The sequence below is a fragment of the Pseudomonas zhanjiangensis genome, assembly GCF_041027545.1.
Classification (GTDB): domain Bacteria; phylum Pseudomonadota; class Gammaproteobacteria; order Pseudomonadales; family Pseudomonadaceae; genus Aquipseudomonas; species Aquipseudomonas zhanjiangensis.
Genome location: NZ_JBFTEG010000003.1, coordinates 133,791 through 149,357, shown reverse-complemented (window position 1 = coordinate 149,357; position 15,567 = coordinate 133,791). Strand labels below are relative to the sequence as shown.

The 15,567-nt window shown below is 65.3% G+C and carries 13 protein-coding genes, 2 tRNA genes and 1 pseudogene; 2 read left to right on the top strand and 14 right to left on the bottom strand.

What is annotated here, in order from left to right; translation table 11 throughout:
- Window positions 1-152: 152 nt before the first annotated feature.
- Together AB5S05_RS05475 and AB5S05_RS05470 are read left to right on the top strand one after the other, a co-directional pair.
- Window positions 153-239, top strand: a tRNA-Leu gene (locus AB5S05_RS05475).
- A 91-nt stretch (window positions 240-330) separates the two neighbouring features.
- A tRNA-Leu gene (locus AB5S05_RS05470) sits at window positions 331-417 on the top strand.
- Window positions 418-518: 101 nt separating this feature from the next.
- Here AB5S05_RS05470 and AB5S05_RS22105 read toward each other — a convergent pair.
- The 14 genes and pseudogenes from AB5S05_RS22105 to AB5S05_RS05405 all read right to left on the bottom strand — a co-directional run bounded on the left by AB5S05_RS22105 (window position 519) and on the right by AB5S05_RS05405 (window position 15,560).
- Complete coding sequence (locus AB5S05_RS22105) at window positions 519-1,403, bottom strand: methyl-accepting chemotaxis protein (protein ID WP_438943549.1); 885 nt, start codon at window positions 1,401-1,403, stop codon at window positions 519-521.
- Window positions 1,377-1,637: pseudogene (locus AB5S05_RS22100) on the bottom strand (HAMP domain-containing protein); the annotation flags it as partial. The gene AB5S05_RS22105 and the pseudogene AB5S05_RS22100, both read right to left, overlap by 27 nt.
- A 950-nt stretch (window positions 1,638-2,587) precedes the next feature.
- Complete coding sequence (locus tag AB5S05_RS05460) at window positions 2,588-3,883, bottom strand: adenylosuccinate synthase (protein ID WP_369286482.1); 1,296 nt, start codon at window positions 3,881-3,883, stop codon at window positions 2,588-2,590.
- A 67-nt stretch (window positions 3,884-3,950) separates the two neighbouring features.
- On the bottom strand, window positions 3,951-5,138 hold the full coding sequence (locus tag AB5S05_RS05455) for an ATP phosphoribosyltransferase regulatory subunit (protein WP_369286481.1): 1,188 nt from the start codon (window positions 5,136-5,138) through the stop codon (window positions 3,951-3,953).
- A 37-nt stretch (window positions 5,139-5,175) separates the two neighbouring features.
- The gene (locus tag AB5S05_RS05450; RefSeq protein ID WP_369286480.1) at window positions 5,176-5,361 is read right to left on the bottom strand and encodes a DUF2065 domain-containing protein; all 186 of its coding nucleotides are present in this window, start codon (window positions 5,359-5,361) and stop codon (window positions 5,176-5,178) included.
- A gap of 108 nt (window positions 5,362-5,469) precedes the next feature.
- Window positions 5,470-6,339: a protease modulator HflC gene (gene hflC, locus AB5S05_RS05445; protein WP_369286479.1), complete on the bottom strand. Its 870-nt coding sequence runs from the start codon at window positions 6,337-6,339 to the stop codon at window positions 5,470-5,472.
- A complete protein-coding gene (gene hflK / locus AB5S05_RS05440) occupies window positions 6,339-7,493 on the bottom strand; it encodes an FtsH protease activity modulator HflK (RefSeq protein ID WP_369286478.1) in 1,155 nt (384 codons plus the stop codon). The genes hflC and hflK overlap by 1 nt, the downstream gene beginning before the upstream one ends.
- A gap of 97 nt (window positions 7,494-7,590) precedes the next feature.
- Entirely contained in the window at window positions 7,591-8,892 is a 1,302-nt protein-coding gene (gene hflX / locus AB5S05_RS05435; protein WP_369286477.1) for a ribosome rescue GTPase HflX, read from the bottom strand.
- Window positions 8,893-8,906: 14 nt separating this feature from the next.
- A complete protein-coding gene (gene hfq / locus AB5S05_RS05430) occupies window positions 8,907-9,167 on the bottom strand; it encodes an RNA chaperone Hfq (RefSeq protein ID WP_369286476.1) in 261 nt (86 codons plus the stop codon).
- 101 nt (window positions 9,168-9,268) lie between these two features.
- Entirely contained in the window at window positions 9,269-10,243 is a 975-nt protein-coding gene (gene miaA / locus AB5S05_RS05425) for a tRNA (adenosine(37)-N6)-dimethylallyltransferase MiaA (RefSeq protein WP_369286475.1), read from the bottom strand.
- A gap of 37 nt (window positions 10,244-10,280) precedes the next feature.
- A complete protein-coding gene (gene mutL, locus AB5S05_RS05420; RefSeq protein ID WP_369286474.1) occupies window positions 10,281-12,158 on the bottom strand; it encodes a DNA mismatch repair endonuclease MutL in 1,878 nt (625 codons plus the stop codon).
- On the bottom strand, window positions 12,155-13,585 hold the full coding sequence (locus AB5S05_RS05415) for an N-acetylmuramoyl-L-alanine amidase (RefSeq protein ID WP_438943544.1): 1,431 nt from the start codon (window positions 13,583-13,585) through the stop codon (window positions 12,155-12,157). The genes mutL and AB5S05_RS05415 overlap by 4 nt, the downstream gene beginning before the upstream one ends.
- Window positions 13,586-13,593: 8 nt before the next feature.
- Window positions 13,594-14,061: a tRNA (adenosine(37)-N6)-threonylcarbamoyltransferase complex ATPase subunit type 1 TsaE gene (tsaE, locus tag AB5S05_RS05410; protein ID WP_369286473.1), complete on the bottom strand. Its 468-nt coding sequence runs from the start codon at window positions 14,059-14,061 to the stop codon at window positions 13,594-13,596.
- Window positions 14,058-15,560, bottom strand: a complete 1,503-nt coding sequence (locus tag AB5S05_RS05405; RefSeq protein WP_369286472.1) for an NAD(P)H-hydrate dehydratase — start codon at window positions 15,558-15,560, stop codon at window positions 14,058-14,060. The genes tsaE and AB5S05_RS05405 overlap by 4 nt, the downstream gene beginning before the upstream one ends.
- Window positions 15,561-15,567: the final 7 nt, after the last annotated feature.

Below are 15,567 nucleotides of genomic sequence, written 5' to 3'. Positions count from 1 at the left end.
GCGCGAAACTGGTGCCCGGGTCAGCCCGGCATGCAGAATAAAATTTGTTGCCAACGGGGCTTTACAAGGCAAATGACCGCCCGTATAGTTCGCGCCCACAGCGTCGAGCAGACGTTGTAACATGAAGCGGGTGAGCAATCATCGGTTTCTGTGCCCAGGTGGTGAAATTGGTAGACACGCCAGCTTCAGGTGCTGGTGGCCTTACGGCCGTGGAAGTTCGAGTCTTCTCCTGGGCACCAAATTCAACGAGTCGAGCGGTCAGCTCGGCTTGAGCGACAACGGAGGCAGTGCTCCGCAATCACTGCAGTGCGGTGCAGCGTCATCGTGCAAGCCCAGGTGGTGAAATTGGTAGACACGCCAGCTTCAGGTGCTGGTGACCTTACGGTCGTGGAAGTTCGAGTCTTCTCCTGGGCACCAATTCAAAAAACCGAGCCAAGTGCTCGGTTTTTTATTGCCTGCCGTTCCGCCGACCGCGCAAAGCACCTGGCGGACCCATCCGCCAGGCACCTCATGCCCCGCTATACGCGGAACTGGCCGAGACTGCTCTTCAGCTGAGCGGCCAAGTCGTCCAGCACCCGACCGCTGGCCGCCGTCGCCGCCACCGCCTCGGCTGCGCGCTGAGCCTCCGCATGGATGATCTCGACCCGACCGCGTACCGCATCGGCCCCTTGCGCCTGGTGAGCCGCCGCCTGAGTAGCGGCATTGATGGCGCCATGCACCTCCTCCACCGCCACCTGCACCGACTGCTGCACGCGATCACTCTCGCGCAATGCCGCCAACCCCTCGTCAGCCTGCCGCCCGGCTTGCGAGATCGCACCGACCGCCTCGCGGGCCCCCTTCTGCAGCGCACCGATATGCGCCTGAATATCGCCGGTAGACTGCTGCGTTTTGCTTGCCAGCGCCCTCACCTCATCGGCCACCACGGCAAAACCACGACCACTCTCCCCCGCCCGAGCCGCCTCGATGGCCGCATTCAACGCCAGCAGGTTGGTCTGCTCGGCGATGCCATGGATAACCGTCAGCACCACCTCTATCTGCTCGCTCTGCTTGGCGAGCCGCTCGATCACCGCCGCACCCGTCTCCACGCGTGACACCAACTCCTCGATCGCGCCGCCAACCCGGGCGGCGATGGCCGCATTCTCCAGGGTCGACTGACGAATGGCCGCCACCCGCCGCTGGGCTTCCTGCATCGACTGGCTCTCGCCCTCGGCCTCGCCGGCCATTTGCGCCAGCGCCTGCAAGCTGCCCGCCACCTCGTCGCGCTGGCGCTCGGCCGCCGATTCCGCCAAGGCACTGCGTGACGCCAGACTGGCGATCTCCTGACCGGTGCGCACCGCCACCTCGCCTGCCTCCCGGACGATTGGCTGCAACTTGGTCAGGAAACGGTTGACCGCCGCCGCCATATCGCCGATCTCGTCACGACTGTTGACCTCGATACGCCGGGTCAGATCGCCCTCGCCGGCCGCCAGGTCATTGAGCGCCGCAATCAACAGGTGCAGCTTGCTCACGACCCGACGCCCCAGCACCACGGCCAAGACCAGCAGCACGCCCAAGCCAACCACGATCAGGCTCGAGCCGATCCGCCAGCGCAGCGCATCGGCAGCGCCACGCACCGCGCCCTGGGTGTTCTTGGACATGTCCAGCGCCACGCCACGCGCGGTCTGCAGGCGCGTGGTCAAGGCCTTGGAACTGTCGGCCGCCGCACCACCGAGACTCCCGGCCACGAGCTGACCGGCACTGGCGATCAGCTCGCCGAAACGCTTGTCCAGCGCCGCACTCTCAGTTTCGATTGCCGCCGTCGACACCCCCATCAGGACCTTGCCGATTTCAATCCCATTGGGACTGATGGGAGCCTCCACGAAAAATACCGAACTGTCATGCCGGGCGGCATCCAGCAACTTATCCAGGGCCCGCCTGCCCTTCCCCTTCTCCAGCAGCGCGGTGATCAGCGGATTCCCCCGATTCAAATAACGCGTCAAATGCTGGCCTTTCGCGTCGTCATAGACGACGAACAGCACATTGGGATTGCGCTGTGCACGCCGCGCGAACTCCGACAGCGCCGGACCATCGTTATCCCACATCGCTTTGGGCGCCACCGAAGCGAGCAGCTGCGCCATATCCTCGGCCGACTCCTTGAGGCTGCGCTCCAATGCTACTCGCGCCTGCGCGTGCTCCTCCTTGAGGTGCACCGAGAGGCCAGCCACCAGCTTTTCCTGGGTGCGCGCGGACAGCTCGTCGAGATCGGATACCACCTCGCGACCCGCCTGCTCCAACTCCCCCGCCAGACGCTGGGTGTCCACACCCAGCTGTCCGGCGAGCTCGGCCTCAAGGGCCCCCACGGTACTGCGCGTCAGCACCACGGCCACCACCACTTGGACCAGCAAGGCAACACCCAGCGCCAAGAAAACCGGGCGCAGCAAGCGACTACGCAACAACGAGAGGATCGCGGACACAGGTGAACACCTCTAAGGCTTGAACTTAAGAGTTATAGCGGCGGCTTGGCCGGTTTATTGAGCCCGAATATCGGCCGGCGCAAAAAACGAAAAGGGCCGCCCATGGCGACCCCTATCGATCCGCTCACAATCTATCAGGCAAACGGATGACGCAGCACGATGGTCTCGTTGCGATCCGGACCGGTGGAGATGATGTCGATCGGCGCACCAACCAACTCCTCGACCCGCTTGATGTACGCGCGCGCATTGGCCGGCAACTCGTCCAGGCTCTTGGCGCCCAGGGTCGACTCGCTCCAGCCCGGCATCTCTTCGTAGACCGGCTGCAAGCCCAGGTAGCTGTCTGCGTCGGTAGGCGCATCCACCAGCACTTCGCCATTCTGATCCTTGTAGCCGACACAGATCCGGATGCTCTGCAGACCATCGAGCACGTCCAGCTTGGTCAGGCACAGGCCAGAAATGCTGTTGATCTCGATGGCCCGGCGCAGGATCACCGCATCGAACCAGCCACAGCGGCGCGCCCGGCCGGTGGTGGAGCCGAACTCATGGCCGCGCTTGGCCAGGAATGCACCGGTTTCATCGAACAGCTCGGTGGGGAACGGACCGGAGCCGACACGGGTGGTGTAGGCCTTGGTAATGCCCAGGATGTAATCCAGGTACATGGGCCCGAATCCCGAACCGGTGGCGATGCCGCCGGCCGTGGTGTTGGAACTGGTGACGTAGGGGTAGGTGCCGTGATCGATATCCAGCAACGATCCCTGGGCCCCCTCGAACATGATGTCCTTGGACTCGCGGCGCATGTCGTGCAGCACCGCGGTGACGTCGGTCATCATCGGCTTGAGCAGCTCGGCGTACTCCATGCACTCATCCAGGGTCTTCTGGAAGTCGATGGCCGGCTCTTTGTAGAAATTCTGCAGCACGAAGTTGTGATAATCGAGCAACTCGCCCAGCTTGGCAGCGAAGCGCTCGCGGTGGAACAGATCACCGATGCGCAGACCGCGGCGCGCCACCTTGTCCTCGTAGGCCGGACCGATGCCGCGCCCGGTGGTGCCGATCTTCGCATCACCGCGCGCCTTCTCACGCGCCTGATCCAGGGCGACATGGTAGGACAGGATCAGCGGGCAGGACGGGCTGATGCGCAGACGCTCACGCACCGGCACCCCCTTGCCTTCTAGTTTGACGATTTCGCGCATCAGCGCATCGGGGGCTACCACCACACCATTGCCGATCAGGCACTGGACGTTCTCGCGCAGGATGCCCGAGGGGATCAGGTGAAGAACGGTCTTCTCGCCGTCGATCACCAAGGTGTGACCGGCGTTGTGGCCGCCCTGGTAACGCACGACGGCTGCAGCCTGTTCGGTCAGCAGGTCGACGATCTTGCCTTTGCCCTCATCGCCCCACTGGGTCCCCAGGACTACGACATTCTTACCCATAACACTTGTCCTCTTCGCGCAAGCTTGATACCGGCCGCAGCCGGCGGAAACAAATTAGGAGGCCCACTCAGGGCGCCAACGGCGCCACCTGCCAGCGACCGTCACTGAACAACAGCTGGCGATCACAGCCTGCCTCGGGCGCCTCGCTCAGCGCCTGACCAGGCAAGGCCTGGACCACTCGCGCCCCTTCTGCGCGCAGCTGCTGCACGACTCGCCACAGAGCCATGTCATGGTTGTCCGGCGCCCAAATACCCGCCGGGCAATCACCCAACTGCATCTGCCCCAGACCAACCAGCGTCTTCAGATCGGTGGAGAAGCCGGTGGCCGGACGTGCCCGCCCGAAGTCGGCGCCGATGTCGTCATAACGACCCCCTTGGGCGATAGACTGGCCGACTCCCGGCACGAAGGCCGCGAACACCACACCGGTGTGATAGTGGTACCCGCGCAGCTCGCCAAGATCGAAGTACAGCGGCAACTCTGGATAACGCAAGCTCAGCGCATCGGCGATGGCCATCAGCTCGTCCAGCGCGGCATGCACTTCATCCGGCGCCTCGACCAGACAGGCCTGCGCCAGGTCGAGGACCTCACGCCCGCCACAGAGCTCGGCCAGCGCGCGCAACATTCTGCCCGGCGAAACCGGCAGGGCCTCGGTCAGCTCGGCGATTTCATCCATTGCCTTGCGCTGCAGCGCATCGAACAACTGCTGCTCGACCTCACCGGAGAGACCGGCCGCACGGGCCAGGCCGCGGTAGATGCCCACATGCCCGAGATCCAGGTGCACATCCGGCACCAGCGCCAACTCGAGGGTCTCCACCAGCAGACTGATCACTTCCACATCACTGGCCGGACTGGCATCGCCATAGAGTTCGGCGCCGAGCTGAATCGGACTGCGCGAGGTGGTCAGCGCCCGCGGCTGGGCGTGGACCACACTACCGGCGTAGCACAGGCGGTTCGGCCCCGCGCGGCGCAGGGTATGCGCATCGATGCGCGCGACCTGCGGCGTGATATCGGCTCGAAAGCCCATCTGCCGCCCGGACAGCGGATCGGTCACCTTGAACGTGCGCAGATCGAGATCGCGCCCGGCACCGGTCAGCAGCGATTCCAGATATTCGATATGCGGCGTCACCACGAATTCATAGCCCCAACGCTGGAACAGATCCAGCACCTGGCGACGCGCCACTTCGATGCGCGCCGCTTGCGGCGGCAGTACTTCTTCGATGCCATCTGGCAGCAGCCAGCGGTCTACCGTTGCCATTTCGCCATTCCCCTCTTGAACCGGGCGGCACAAGCCTTTAGTGAAGCAGATAAAGGAGCGCTGTTCCCAGCAGCATGCTGGCCAGCCCCATCAGACGCAGTCGATGATCCGACAGCTGTAACAGTTGCGCGACCGCCCGACGCCAGGAGCGCGGACAGAGGAAGGGCAGGACGCCTTCCAGCACCAATACAAGACAGAACGCGATGCCCAGTTCCTGCCACATGATTCCCACAGACGCAAAAAAGCCGGGATTTTCCCGGCTGCCGCATCATACCACGTTTTCCCGAACGGTCACCCCGGCGGACGATCGACGCCGACCGGGGCAGCTCGCTTACGGCTTGGACTTCTCCAGGTAACGGAAGAAGTCGCTGCTCGGATCCAGCACCAGCACGTCGCGCTTGTCCGCGAAACTCTCGCGGTAGGCCCTCAGGCTGCGGTAGAAGGAATAGAACTCCTGATCCTGACCATAGGCCTTGGCATAGATCGCCGCCGCCTTGGCATCCCCCTCACCACGCAGTTCTTCGGCCTGACGATAGGCATCGGCCAGCAACACGCGGCGCTGGCGATCGGCATCGGCACGAATCCCTTCGGCCAGCTCCTTGCCCTTGGCACGGTGCTCGCGGGCCTCCCGCTCACGTTCCGAGCCCATGCGATCGAACACGCTGCGGTTGACCTCTTTCGGCAGGTCGATGCCCTTGACCCGCACGTCGACCACCTCGATGCCCAACTCTTGCTGAGCAGCCCGGTTCAACGATGCCGTCACATCCGCCATCAAGGCATCGCGCTCACCGGAAACCGACTCGTGCAGGGTACGCTTACCGAACTGGTCGCGCAGCGAGGCCTCCAGGCGGCGCGCCAGGCGCTCGTCGGCGATCTGTTTCACGCCGGAAGTCGCGGTGTAGTAACGCTCGGCGTCGAGCACCCGCCACTTGGCAAAGGCGTCGACCATCAACGCCTTCTTCTCCAGAGTCAGGAAGCGCGAACTGCTGGCATCCAGCGTCAGCAGCCGCCCATCGAACTTGCGCACCTGATTGACGTAGGGAATCTTCACATGCAGCCCGGGCTGCACGTCGGGCTCGACGATCCGACCGAACTGCAGCAGCACCGCACGCTCGGTTTGCGCGACTATATAGAAACTGTTCCAGGCCACCAGCGCCAGCACCACGCCAACGATCAGGGCGACCAGCGATTTATTGCTCATCAACGGCTCTCCCTTGTACGCAGTTCAGGCTGGCGGCTATCGCTGTTCAGGCGCGCTCCCAGAGTACTCGCCGCACCAGCGCCGGAAATGGCACTGGGCGCAGCGCTGCTGCGACCGTCGAGCATCTTGTCCAGCGGCAGATAGAGCATGCTGTTCTGCCCCTGGTCACCGGTCACCAGCACCTTGCTGGTATTGCTCATCAGCTCCTGGATGGTGTCCAGATAGAGCCGCTCGCGCGTCACCTCCGGCGCCTTGCGGTACTCCGCGACCAGGGCGGTGAAGCGATCCGCCTCACCCTCCGCCCGGGAGATGACCTCATCGCGATAACCGCTGGCATCCTCGATCAGGCGCTGAGCCTGACCACGCGCCTCGGGCACGACGCCGTTGGCATAGGTCTCGGCCTGGTTCTTCTCGCGCTGTTCGTCTTCACGGGCACGGATCACATCGTCGAACGCTTCCTGCACTTCGCGTGGCGCCGCCGCACTCTGCAGGTTGACCTGGGTCACGCTGATGCCGGTGCGATAGGTGTCGAGGAAACGCTGCAAGCGCTCCTTGACCTCGCTGGCCATCAGCTCACGCCCCTCGGTCAGCACCTGGTCCATCTCGGTGGAGCCAACCACATGACGCACGGCGCTGTCGGTCGCGTGCTGCAGACTGACTTCTGGCTGATCGACGTTGAGCACGAAGTCCTGCAGGTTGCCGATCTTGTACTGCACCGTCAGCGGCACCTCGATGATGTTCTCATCCTCGGTGAGCATCTGCCCCTGCTTGCTGTAGGCCCGCTCGCGCGTGACGTTTTCCTGGAACTTGCGATCGATCGGCGGGAAGTAGATGTTCAAGCCCGGCCCGACTGTCTCGTAGTACTTGCCGAAGCGCAGCACCACTGCCTGCTCCTGCTCGTCAACCACATAGATCGCGCTGTACAGCCAGACGACCGCCAGCAGCGCCAGACCGATGAACAGCAGGCCGAAACTGCCCTTGCCCGGACCGTCGTCACCACCGCGTTTTTTTCCGCCGCCGAAGAGCCCATTCAGACTCTCCTGCAGCTTGCGGAAGGCCTCGTCGAGATCTGGCGGCCCCTTGCGGTCGCCACCACGGCGTCCGCCCCAGGGATCCTGATTATTCGAGTTGCCACCCGGCTCATTCCAAGCCATAGCGCTCTCCATACTGATAAAGCAAAGACGCGCCCACGGCGCGCCGCCCAATGCTACCGAATGCCCTCTATCAGCGGCAAAATCACTTTCACAGGCTTTATTGCAAAGTGTGTTGCTCGATAAATTCCACAGGCTGCATGCCTTCGCGGCTAACCAGGCGATTGAGCTCAACCCGCGGCAGGCGTACCGCCAACAGGCTGCTGCCATCCTCGGCATGCCCCTCGCTCTGCACCGCGCCCAAGGCGAAAAACTGCGCGCGCAGGCGAGCCAGGCGCTGGGGCAGGAGCAGAGTTCCGACAAACAGATCATCACTCAACAGCTCGGCAATTGCCTGCTTGAGCAGCGGCAAGCCTCGCCCATCACGCGCCGACAACCATACCCGCTGCGGCTTGCCGTCGGCATCGCGCTGAATCTGCGGCTCGACGCCCTCGAGCAGATCGATCTTGTTGTAGACCTCCAGCATCGGCAACTCCTGGGCACCGATCTCGGTCAGCACGGCCATGACCTGCTCGATCTGCTCCATGCGCTCTGGCTCATGCGAGTCGATCACATGCAACAACAGATCGGAGCTGCTCGATTCCTCGAGGGTCGCGCGAAACGCCTCGACCAACTTGTGCGGCAGGTGGCGGATGAACCCCACGGTATCGGCCAACACGACCGGCCCGAGATCATCGAGCTCCAGTCGGCGCAGCGTCGGGTCGAGGGTGGCGAACAACTGGTTGGCAGCATAGACCTGCGAGGAGGTCAGTGCGTTGAACAGGGTCGACTTGCCGGCATTGGTGTAGCCAACCAGAGAAACCGAGGGGATGTCCGCGCGCTTGCGGCCACGGCGCGCCTGCTCGCGCTGACTGCGCACCTTCTCCAGCTTCTGCTTGATCTGGCGAATGCGCACCCGCAACAGGCGACGGTCGGTTTCCAGCTGGGTCTCCCCCGGACCGCGCAGACCGATACCGCCCTTCTGCCGCTCCAGGTGAGTCCAGCCACGCACCAGGCGCGTGCTCAGATGATCCAGCTGCGCCAGCTCGACCTGCAGCTTGCCCTCGTGGGTGCGGGCGCGCTGCGCGAAAATATCCAGGATTAAGCCGGTGCGATCGAGCACCCGGCACTCGAAGACACGCTCCAGGTTGCGCTCCTGGCTAGGCGTGAGGACGTGGTTGAAGATCACCAGGTCGGCCTCGACGGCCTTGACCCGGTCGCGCAATTCCTCGACCTTGCCGCTGCCAATCAGATACTTGGCAGTCAGTCGGGCGCTAGGCACATTGAGGAAGTCCACCGCATCGGCGCCGGCCGAAAGGGCCAGCTCCTGAAACTCCTGCGGGTCCTCGCGCGCCTCGGAATCTTGGCCGTCCAGATGAACCAGAATGGCCCGCTCTCCACCCTCATGGCGCTCGAAGAACAATGCGACCTCCTAAATCAGGCGTTACCTGGCTCGACCTCGGCCTGCTCGCCTTCGGAAGCGCTCGGCAGGCGCACCGGACGGCTCGGCACCACAGTGGAAATGGCGTGTTTGTAGACCATCTGGCTGACAGTGTTTTTCAGCAAAATCACGAACTGGTCGAAGGACTCGATCTGGCCCTGCAGCTTGATGCCATTGACCAGATAAATGGAAACCGGGACGCGTTCCTTACGCAAGGTGTTCAGGTAAGGGTCTTGTAGCGAATGCCCTTTTGACATGTGCCGCACTCCTATGAAAATCAATAAGTAATAGTTTTAGTAAGCCAACAAACAGTTTGAAGCCGCTTCACCCCCAAGGATAGACGGCCAACGGCAGTGTCTCAGTCCAATATGGAGACCGATGCCAGGTATTTCAAGGCGCGCGGCAGATTGTCGCGCTCCAGGCTGTCCAGCCACTGCAGACCGGTCCAGCTGCGCAACCAGGTGAACTGTCGCTTGGCCAGTTGCCGCGTGGCAATGATGCCGCGCTCGCGCATCTGCGCCTCGCTCAGATCGCCCTCGAGATAATCCCACACCTGACGATATCCCACCGCCCGTATAGACGGCAGCCCTGCATGCAAGTCACTTCTCTGGCGCAGGCCTTCGACCTCTTCGACGAAGCCCTGTTCCAGCATCGACTGAAATCGTTGTGCGATTCGCTGATGCAACACCTGACGCTGCGCCGGCGCTATGGCCAAGTGGGCGACAGTATAGGGGAATTGCCCCTGCGCCGAGCCATTCCATTCGAGACGTTGCGCTGCCTGACGCCGACGATGCTCGGACATGCTCGAGCCGCTGACCCGAAAAACCTCCAGCGCCCGAACCAGGCGCTGCGGATCATTGGGATGAATGCGCGCTGCCGACTCGGGATCCACCGCCGCCAGCTCCCGATGCAACGCCGGCCAGCCCTCGAGCCGGCCTCGCGCCTCCAGTTCGGCCCGCAGCCGTGGGTCGGCGCTCGGCATGTCGGCCAGCCCCTCGAGTAACGTTTTGTAATACAACATGGTGCCGCCAACCAGCAGCGGAATGCGCCCGCGTCCGCTGATCTCGGCCATGGCCGCCAGGGCATCGGCACGAAACTCGGCGGCCGAGTAGCTTTCGGCCGGGTCGCGGATATCGATCAGGCGATGGGGAAACTCGGCGAGCGTGGCCGGATCGGGCTTGGCGGTACCGATATCCATGCCACGATAGACCAGCGCCGAGTCGACACTGATCAGCTCGCAGGGCAGCACCCTGGCCAACTCCAGGGCCAGGTCGGTCTTGCCCGCGGCCGTCGGCCCCATCAGGAAAATTGCCGGCGGCAGGCGCTCAGACATGCATACAGGTCTCTAAAAAGGGCTGGCAACCGCTCGACTAGCGACCGCGCAGAAACAGCTTGTCCAAATCATCCATACCCAACTGCGTCCAGGTCGGCCGGCCGTGGTTGCACTGGCCGCTGCGCTCGGTGTGCTCCATATCGCGCAACAAGGCATTCATCTCCGGCAGGCTCAGGCGGCGGTTGGCGCGCACCGCACCATGGCAGGCCATGGTCCCGAGCATCTCATTGAGATGCGCCTGGATGCGGTCACTGGTGCCATATTCGAGCAGATCGGCGAGCACGTCCTGGACCAGCCGGGTCGCCTCGGCCTGCTTGAGCAACGCCGGAATCTGGCGGATCGCCAGACTCTCGGGCCCCAGGCGCTGCAACTCGAAGCCCAGGCGCTGAAACCAGCCGGCATGCTCCTCGGCGCAATCGGCCTCACGCTGACTGACGGCGATGGATTCGGGCACCAGCAAGGGCTGACCGCGCAAGCCCTCGCTGGCCATGGCCACCTTGAGACGCTCGTAGGTAATCCGCTCATGGGCCGCGTGCATATCCACCACGACCAGGCCCTGCACGTTCTCCGCCAGGATATAGATGCCCTTGAGCTGGGCAATGGCGTAGCCGAGGGGCGGCACGTCGCCCTGCGCCTCGGGCAGCCCAGGCGGCACTGCTGCCGCCTGTAGCGGTGCGAAGAACTCGCGGTAGGCGCCCTGCGCCTCGGCCGCCGGCATTGCCGGCTCCGGCCGCGGCCCCTGATAACCGGCCCCCGGGGAACGCCAGAGCGACTCGCCCTGCGGACGCTCGAGCCCCCCGGCCGCCAGGCCCATCTCAGCTTGCGGACCGAATTCGCCGGCTGCCTGACCGCTGGGCCGGACCATGCCCGCCACGGCAGCCGGCGCCGCCAGCTGATCCTCCGGCCTGACTTCGCCCAGCGCCCGGTGCAGGGTGCCGTAGAGGAAGTCATGAACCATGCGCCCGTCGCGAAAGCGCACCTCGTGCTTGGTCGGGTGCACGTTGACGTCCACCACCGACGGGTCGATCTCGAGAAACAGCACGAAGGTCGGATGGCGCCCGTTGAACAGCACGTCGCGGTAGGCCTGGCGCACCGCATGGGCCACCAGCTTGTCGCGCACCATCCGCCCATTGACGTAGAAATACTGCAGGTCCGCCTGACTGCGCGAGAAGGTCGGCAGGCCGACCCAGCCCCACAGGTGCAGGCCATTGCGCTCGATCTCGATCGGCAACGCCTGCTCGAGAAACGCCGGACCGCACACCGAGGCGACGCGCCGGGCGCGACTGACATCGTCGCGCGCCTCGTGCAACGAGAGGATGGTCTTGGCGTTGTGGCGCAGGTGAAAGGCCACGTCGAAACGGGCCAAGGCCAGGCGCTTGATGACTTCCTGCAGGTGATCGAACTCGGTCTTCTCGGCCTTGAGGAACTTGCGCCGTGCCGGGGTGTTGAAGAACAGGTCGCGCACCTCCACCGAGGTACCGACCGGATGCGCCGCCGGCTGCACCCGCGGCTGCATCTCGCGACCTTCGGTCTCCACCTGCCAGGCCTGCTCGGCATCGGCGGTGCGCGACGTCAGGGTCAGGCGGGCGACCGAACTGATCGAGGCCAGGGCCTCGCCGCGAAAGCCCAGGCTTATCACCTGCTCGAGGTCTTCGAGCTCGCGAATCTTGCTGGTGGCATGCCGCGCCAGCGCCAGTGGCAGGTCATCCGGCGGTATGCCGCTGCCGTCATCGCGCACCCGCAGCAACTTGACCCCACCCTGCTCGACATCCACCTCGATGCGTCGAGCCCCGGAATCCAGGCTGTTTTCCAGCAGCTCCTTGATCACCGAGGCCGGCCGCTCGACGACCTCGCCGGCGGCGATCTGGTTGGCCAGGCGCGGGCTGAGCAGCTGAATACGCGACGCGCCGCTCATGGCTGCACCGCCAGCGCCGTCGTCGGAATCTGCAGCGTCTGACCGACCTGGATCAGGTCCGAACGCAGTGCATTGGCACTGCGCAGCGCGCTCAGGGCGACCTGGTAGCGCTGGGCAATCAAGGCCAGGCTCTCGCCGGAGCTGACCACATGCTCACGCGGCCCCAGGGCCAGCTTGCCGTTGTCACGCAGCCAGGCCAGGTAGGAACCCGGCGGCGGGTTCTGCTGGAAGAACTGCTTGACCCCGGTGACGATCGAGCGCGACAAGGCCTGCTGATGGCTGGCACTGGCCAGCTTGCGCGCCTCGTTGGGATTGGAGATGAAGCCGGTCTCGACCAGGATCGAGGGGATGTCCGGCGACTTGAGCACCATGAAGCCGGCCTGCTCGACCCGGCGCTTGTGCAACGGGGTGATCCGGCCCATGTGGCTCAGCACCTTCTGCCCGACATTCAGACTGGAGGACAAGGAGGCGGTCATCGACAGGTCCAGCAGCACGCCGGCCAGCATGCGGTCCTTGTCGTCCAGGCTGACGTTGCCGGCACCACCGATCAGGTCCGACTGGTTCTCCGCGTCGGCCAGCCAGCGTGCGGTTTCCGAGGTTGCGCCACGATCCGACAGGGCATACACGGACGCACCGAACGCGGCCGAACGCGGCGCCGCATCGGCGTGAATCGAGACGAACAGATCGGCGCCCTTCTTGCGGGCGATCTCGGTACGCTTGCGCAGCGGAATGAAATAGTCGCCGGTGCGCACCAGTTCGGCGCGAAAGCCCTTCTCGGCATTGATCTGCCGCTGCAGCTCCTTGGCGATTGCCAGGGTCACATGTTTCTCGAACTGGCCCTTGACCGGCGACAGCGCCCCCGGGTCCTCACCACCATGACCGGCATCGACAGCCACCACGATATCGCGCTTGCCGCCAGCCACGGGGGTCAGCTTGGGCGGCGTCTGCGGCGCGGCTGCAGGCGCTTGCGGCGCGGTGGCGACCGGTGCAGCGGGGGCGATGGCCGGCGCGCCCGGGTCCTGATCGAACAGGTCGACCACCAGGCGATGGCCATACTGCTGATTGGGCGCCAGGGTGAAGCTCTTCGGCGTGACCGGCGCCGACAGATCGATCACCACGCGCAGGTCCTCGGGCGCGCGCTGCGCCGAGCGCACCCCGGTGATCGGCGTATTGCTCAGGGCCAGTTGGTCGAACTGGGTGGCCAGCTTGGCCCCACTGACGTCGATGACGATGCGGTCGGGCGCGCTGAGGGTAAACACGCTGTGCTGCACCGGACCGGACAGGTCGAAGACCAGCCGGGTGTTATCCGGCGCGCGCCACAGACGCACGCTGCGCACATCGGACGCGGCAAGAACCTCGGCGGCCATCACCGCCAACACCACTCCAAACGCGATGAAACGCGCGCCTATGCGCATAGCCAACCCCATTGTTCTGATCATGTGCCGGCGGCCAATGCGGCACACCAGGCTTCGCCACGCGCGCTCTGCGCCTGCAGGCGCAACGAACGGCCGGCCGCTTGTGGAGTAATGGTAATGTCCAGGTCGGCCTTTGGCAAAACGCCCGCCCCGCGCTGGGGCCACTCCACCAGACACAGGGCATCGCCTTCGAAGTAGTCGCGGATGCCGAGAAACTCCAGCTCCTCCGGATCGACCAGGCGATAAAGGTCGAAATGAAAGGCGCGCGCGGCATCGAGCTCATAGGGCTCGACCAGGGTGAAGGTCGGGCTTTTCACCGCGCCCAGATGGCCCAGGCCGCGGATGATGCCGCGCGCCAGGGTGGTCTTGCCGGCCCCCAGGTCGCCATGCAGGTAGATCACCCCAAGACCCGCGCTCGCCGCCGCGATTCGCGCCCCCAATTCCCCCATCGCCTGCTCGTCGGCCACATACAGCTGTAATTCGGTCAAACGCTCTGCTCCTGCAATAACTGACGAATGGCGACGCACAGATCGCTGGCCGCCAGCCCACGGCCTTGCCCGGCCAGGCGCTCCCCGGCGCAGGCATGCAACCACACCGCCAGGGCGGCCGCCTGCAATGGCTCCAAACCCTGGGCCAGCAGCGCACCGATCAAACCGGCCAGCACATCGCCGAGGCCGGCACCGGCCATCACCGGATCGCCATGATCGCACAGCAGTAGCCGACCCTCGGGGGCGGCGACCAGGGTACCCGCACCCTTCAGCACGCAGACCGCCTGGTAGCGCTTTGCCAGGGCCCGCGCCGCACCCGGACGGTCGGCCTGCACCGCGGCCGTGTCCAGGCCGAGCAAGCGCGCGGCCTCCCCCGGATGCGGGGTGATCACCGCCCCGCTCGGCAGCTCCGCCAGATCCGCCGCCAACAGGTTCAAGGCATCGGCATCCCACACCTGGGGCGCACCAGTGGCCGCCGCACCGACCGCAGCAGCCGACAACAGGCTGCGGCCCCAGGCGCCCTGACCTAGCCCCGGCCCGACCACCCAGACGCTGGCGGCGGCGCCGAGCGCCAGCAGCTGATTGGCCGAGGCCACCGCGCTGCTCATTACCTCTGGCAGGCGCGCCTGGGCCGCCGCCAGGTGCTCGCCGCGGGTGGCCAGCGATACCATGCCGGCGCCGCTGCGCAAGGCACTCTGCGCGGCGAGCAGGGCAGCGCCGGCATAGCCACGGTCGCCCCCGACCACCAGCACATGCCCCAGCTGTCCCTTGTGCACGGTTCGTTGCCGCGCCGCCAGGCGCGGCAGGTTAGCCTGCGCCAGGCGCTCGGCGGCGCAGGCCTGTTCGGCCACCAATGCCGGATCGGCCTGCAGCGCATCGAACTGCAACTCGCCCACCCAGTCCGGAGCCGCGCCGGTCAGCAGGCCGAGCTTCAGGCCGATCAGGGTCACCGTCAGCTGCGCGCGCACCGCCACGCCCAGCACCTGGCCGGTGTCGGCGCACAGCCCGGAAGGAATATCCACCGCCACTACCGGCAGACCACTGGCGTTGATCAGACGGATCGCCTGGACATAGGGCTCGCGAACCGCACCGCTGAGACCGGTACCGAGCAAGGCATCGACCAGCACGCCCTGCAGCCCCGCGCACTCGCTCCAGGCCTCGACCTGCACCCCGGCGGCCAACGCCTCGTCACGTGCCGACGCGGCGTCGTCCTGCAGCTGCGCCAGGTCGCCCACCGCCACCACCCGCCCCCGCCAGCCGGCGCGCTGCGCCAGGGCCGCAACCAAGTAGCCGTCACCGGCATTGTTGCCACGCCCGGCCAGCACCGTGACCGCCCCGGCATCCGGCCAGCGCCGGCGCAAGGCGCGCCAGATGGCGTGGGCGGCGCGGCTCATCAGCTCGAAGCCGGGCGTGCCGGCGGCGATCAGCCGGCCGTCGAGTTCGCGCACCTGGGCGGCGCTGTACAGTTCGAGGGGAAGGTTGTCTGGCGAATGGGGCATGCGTCGG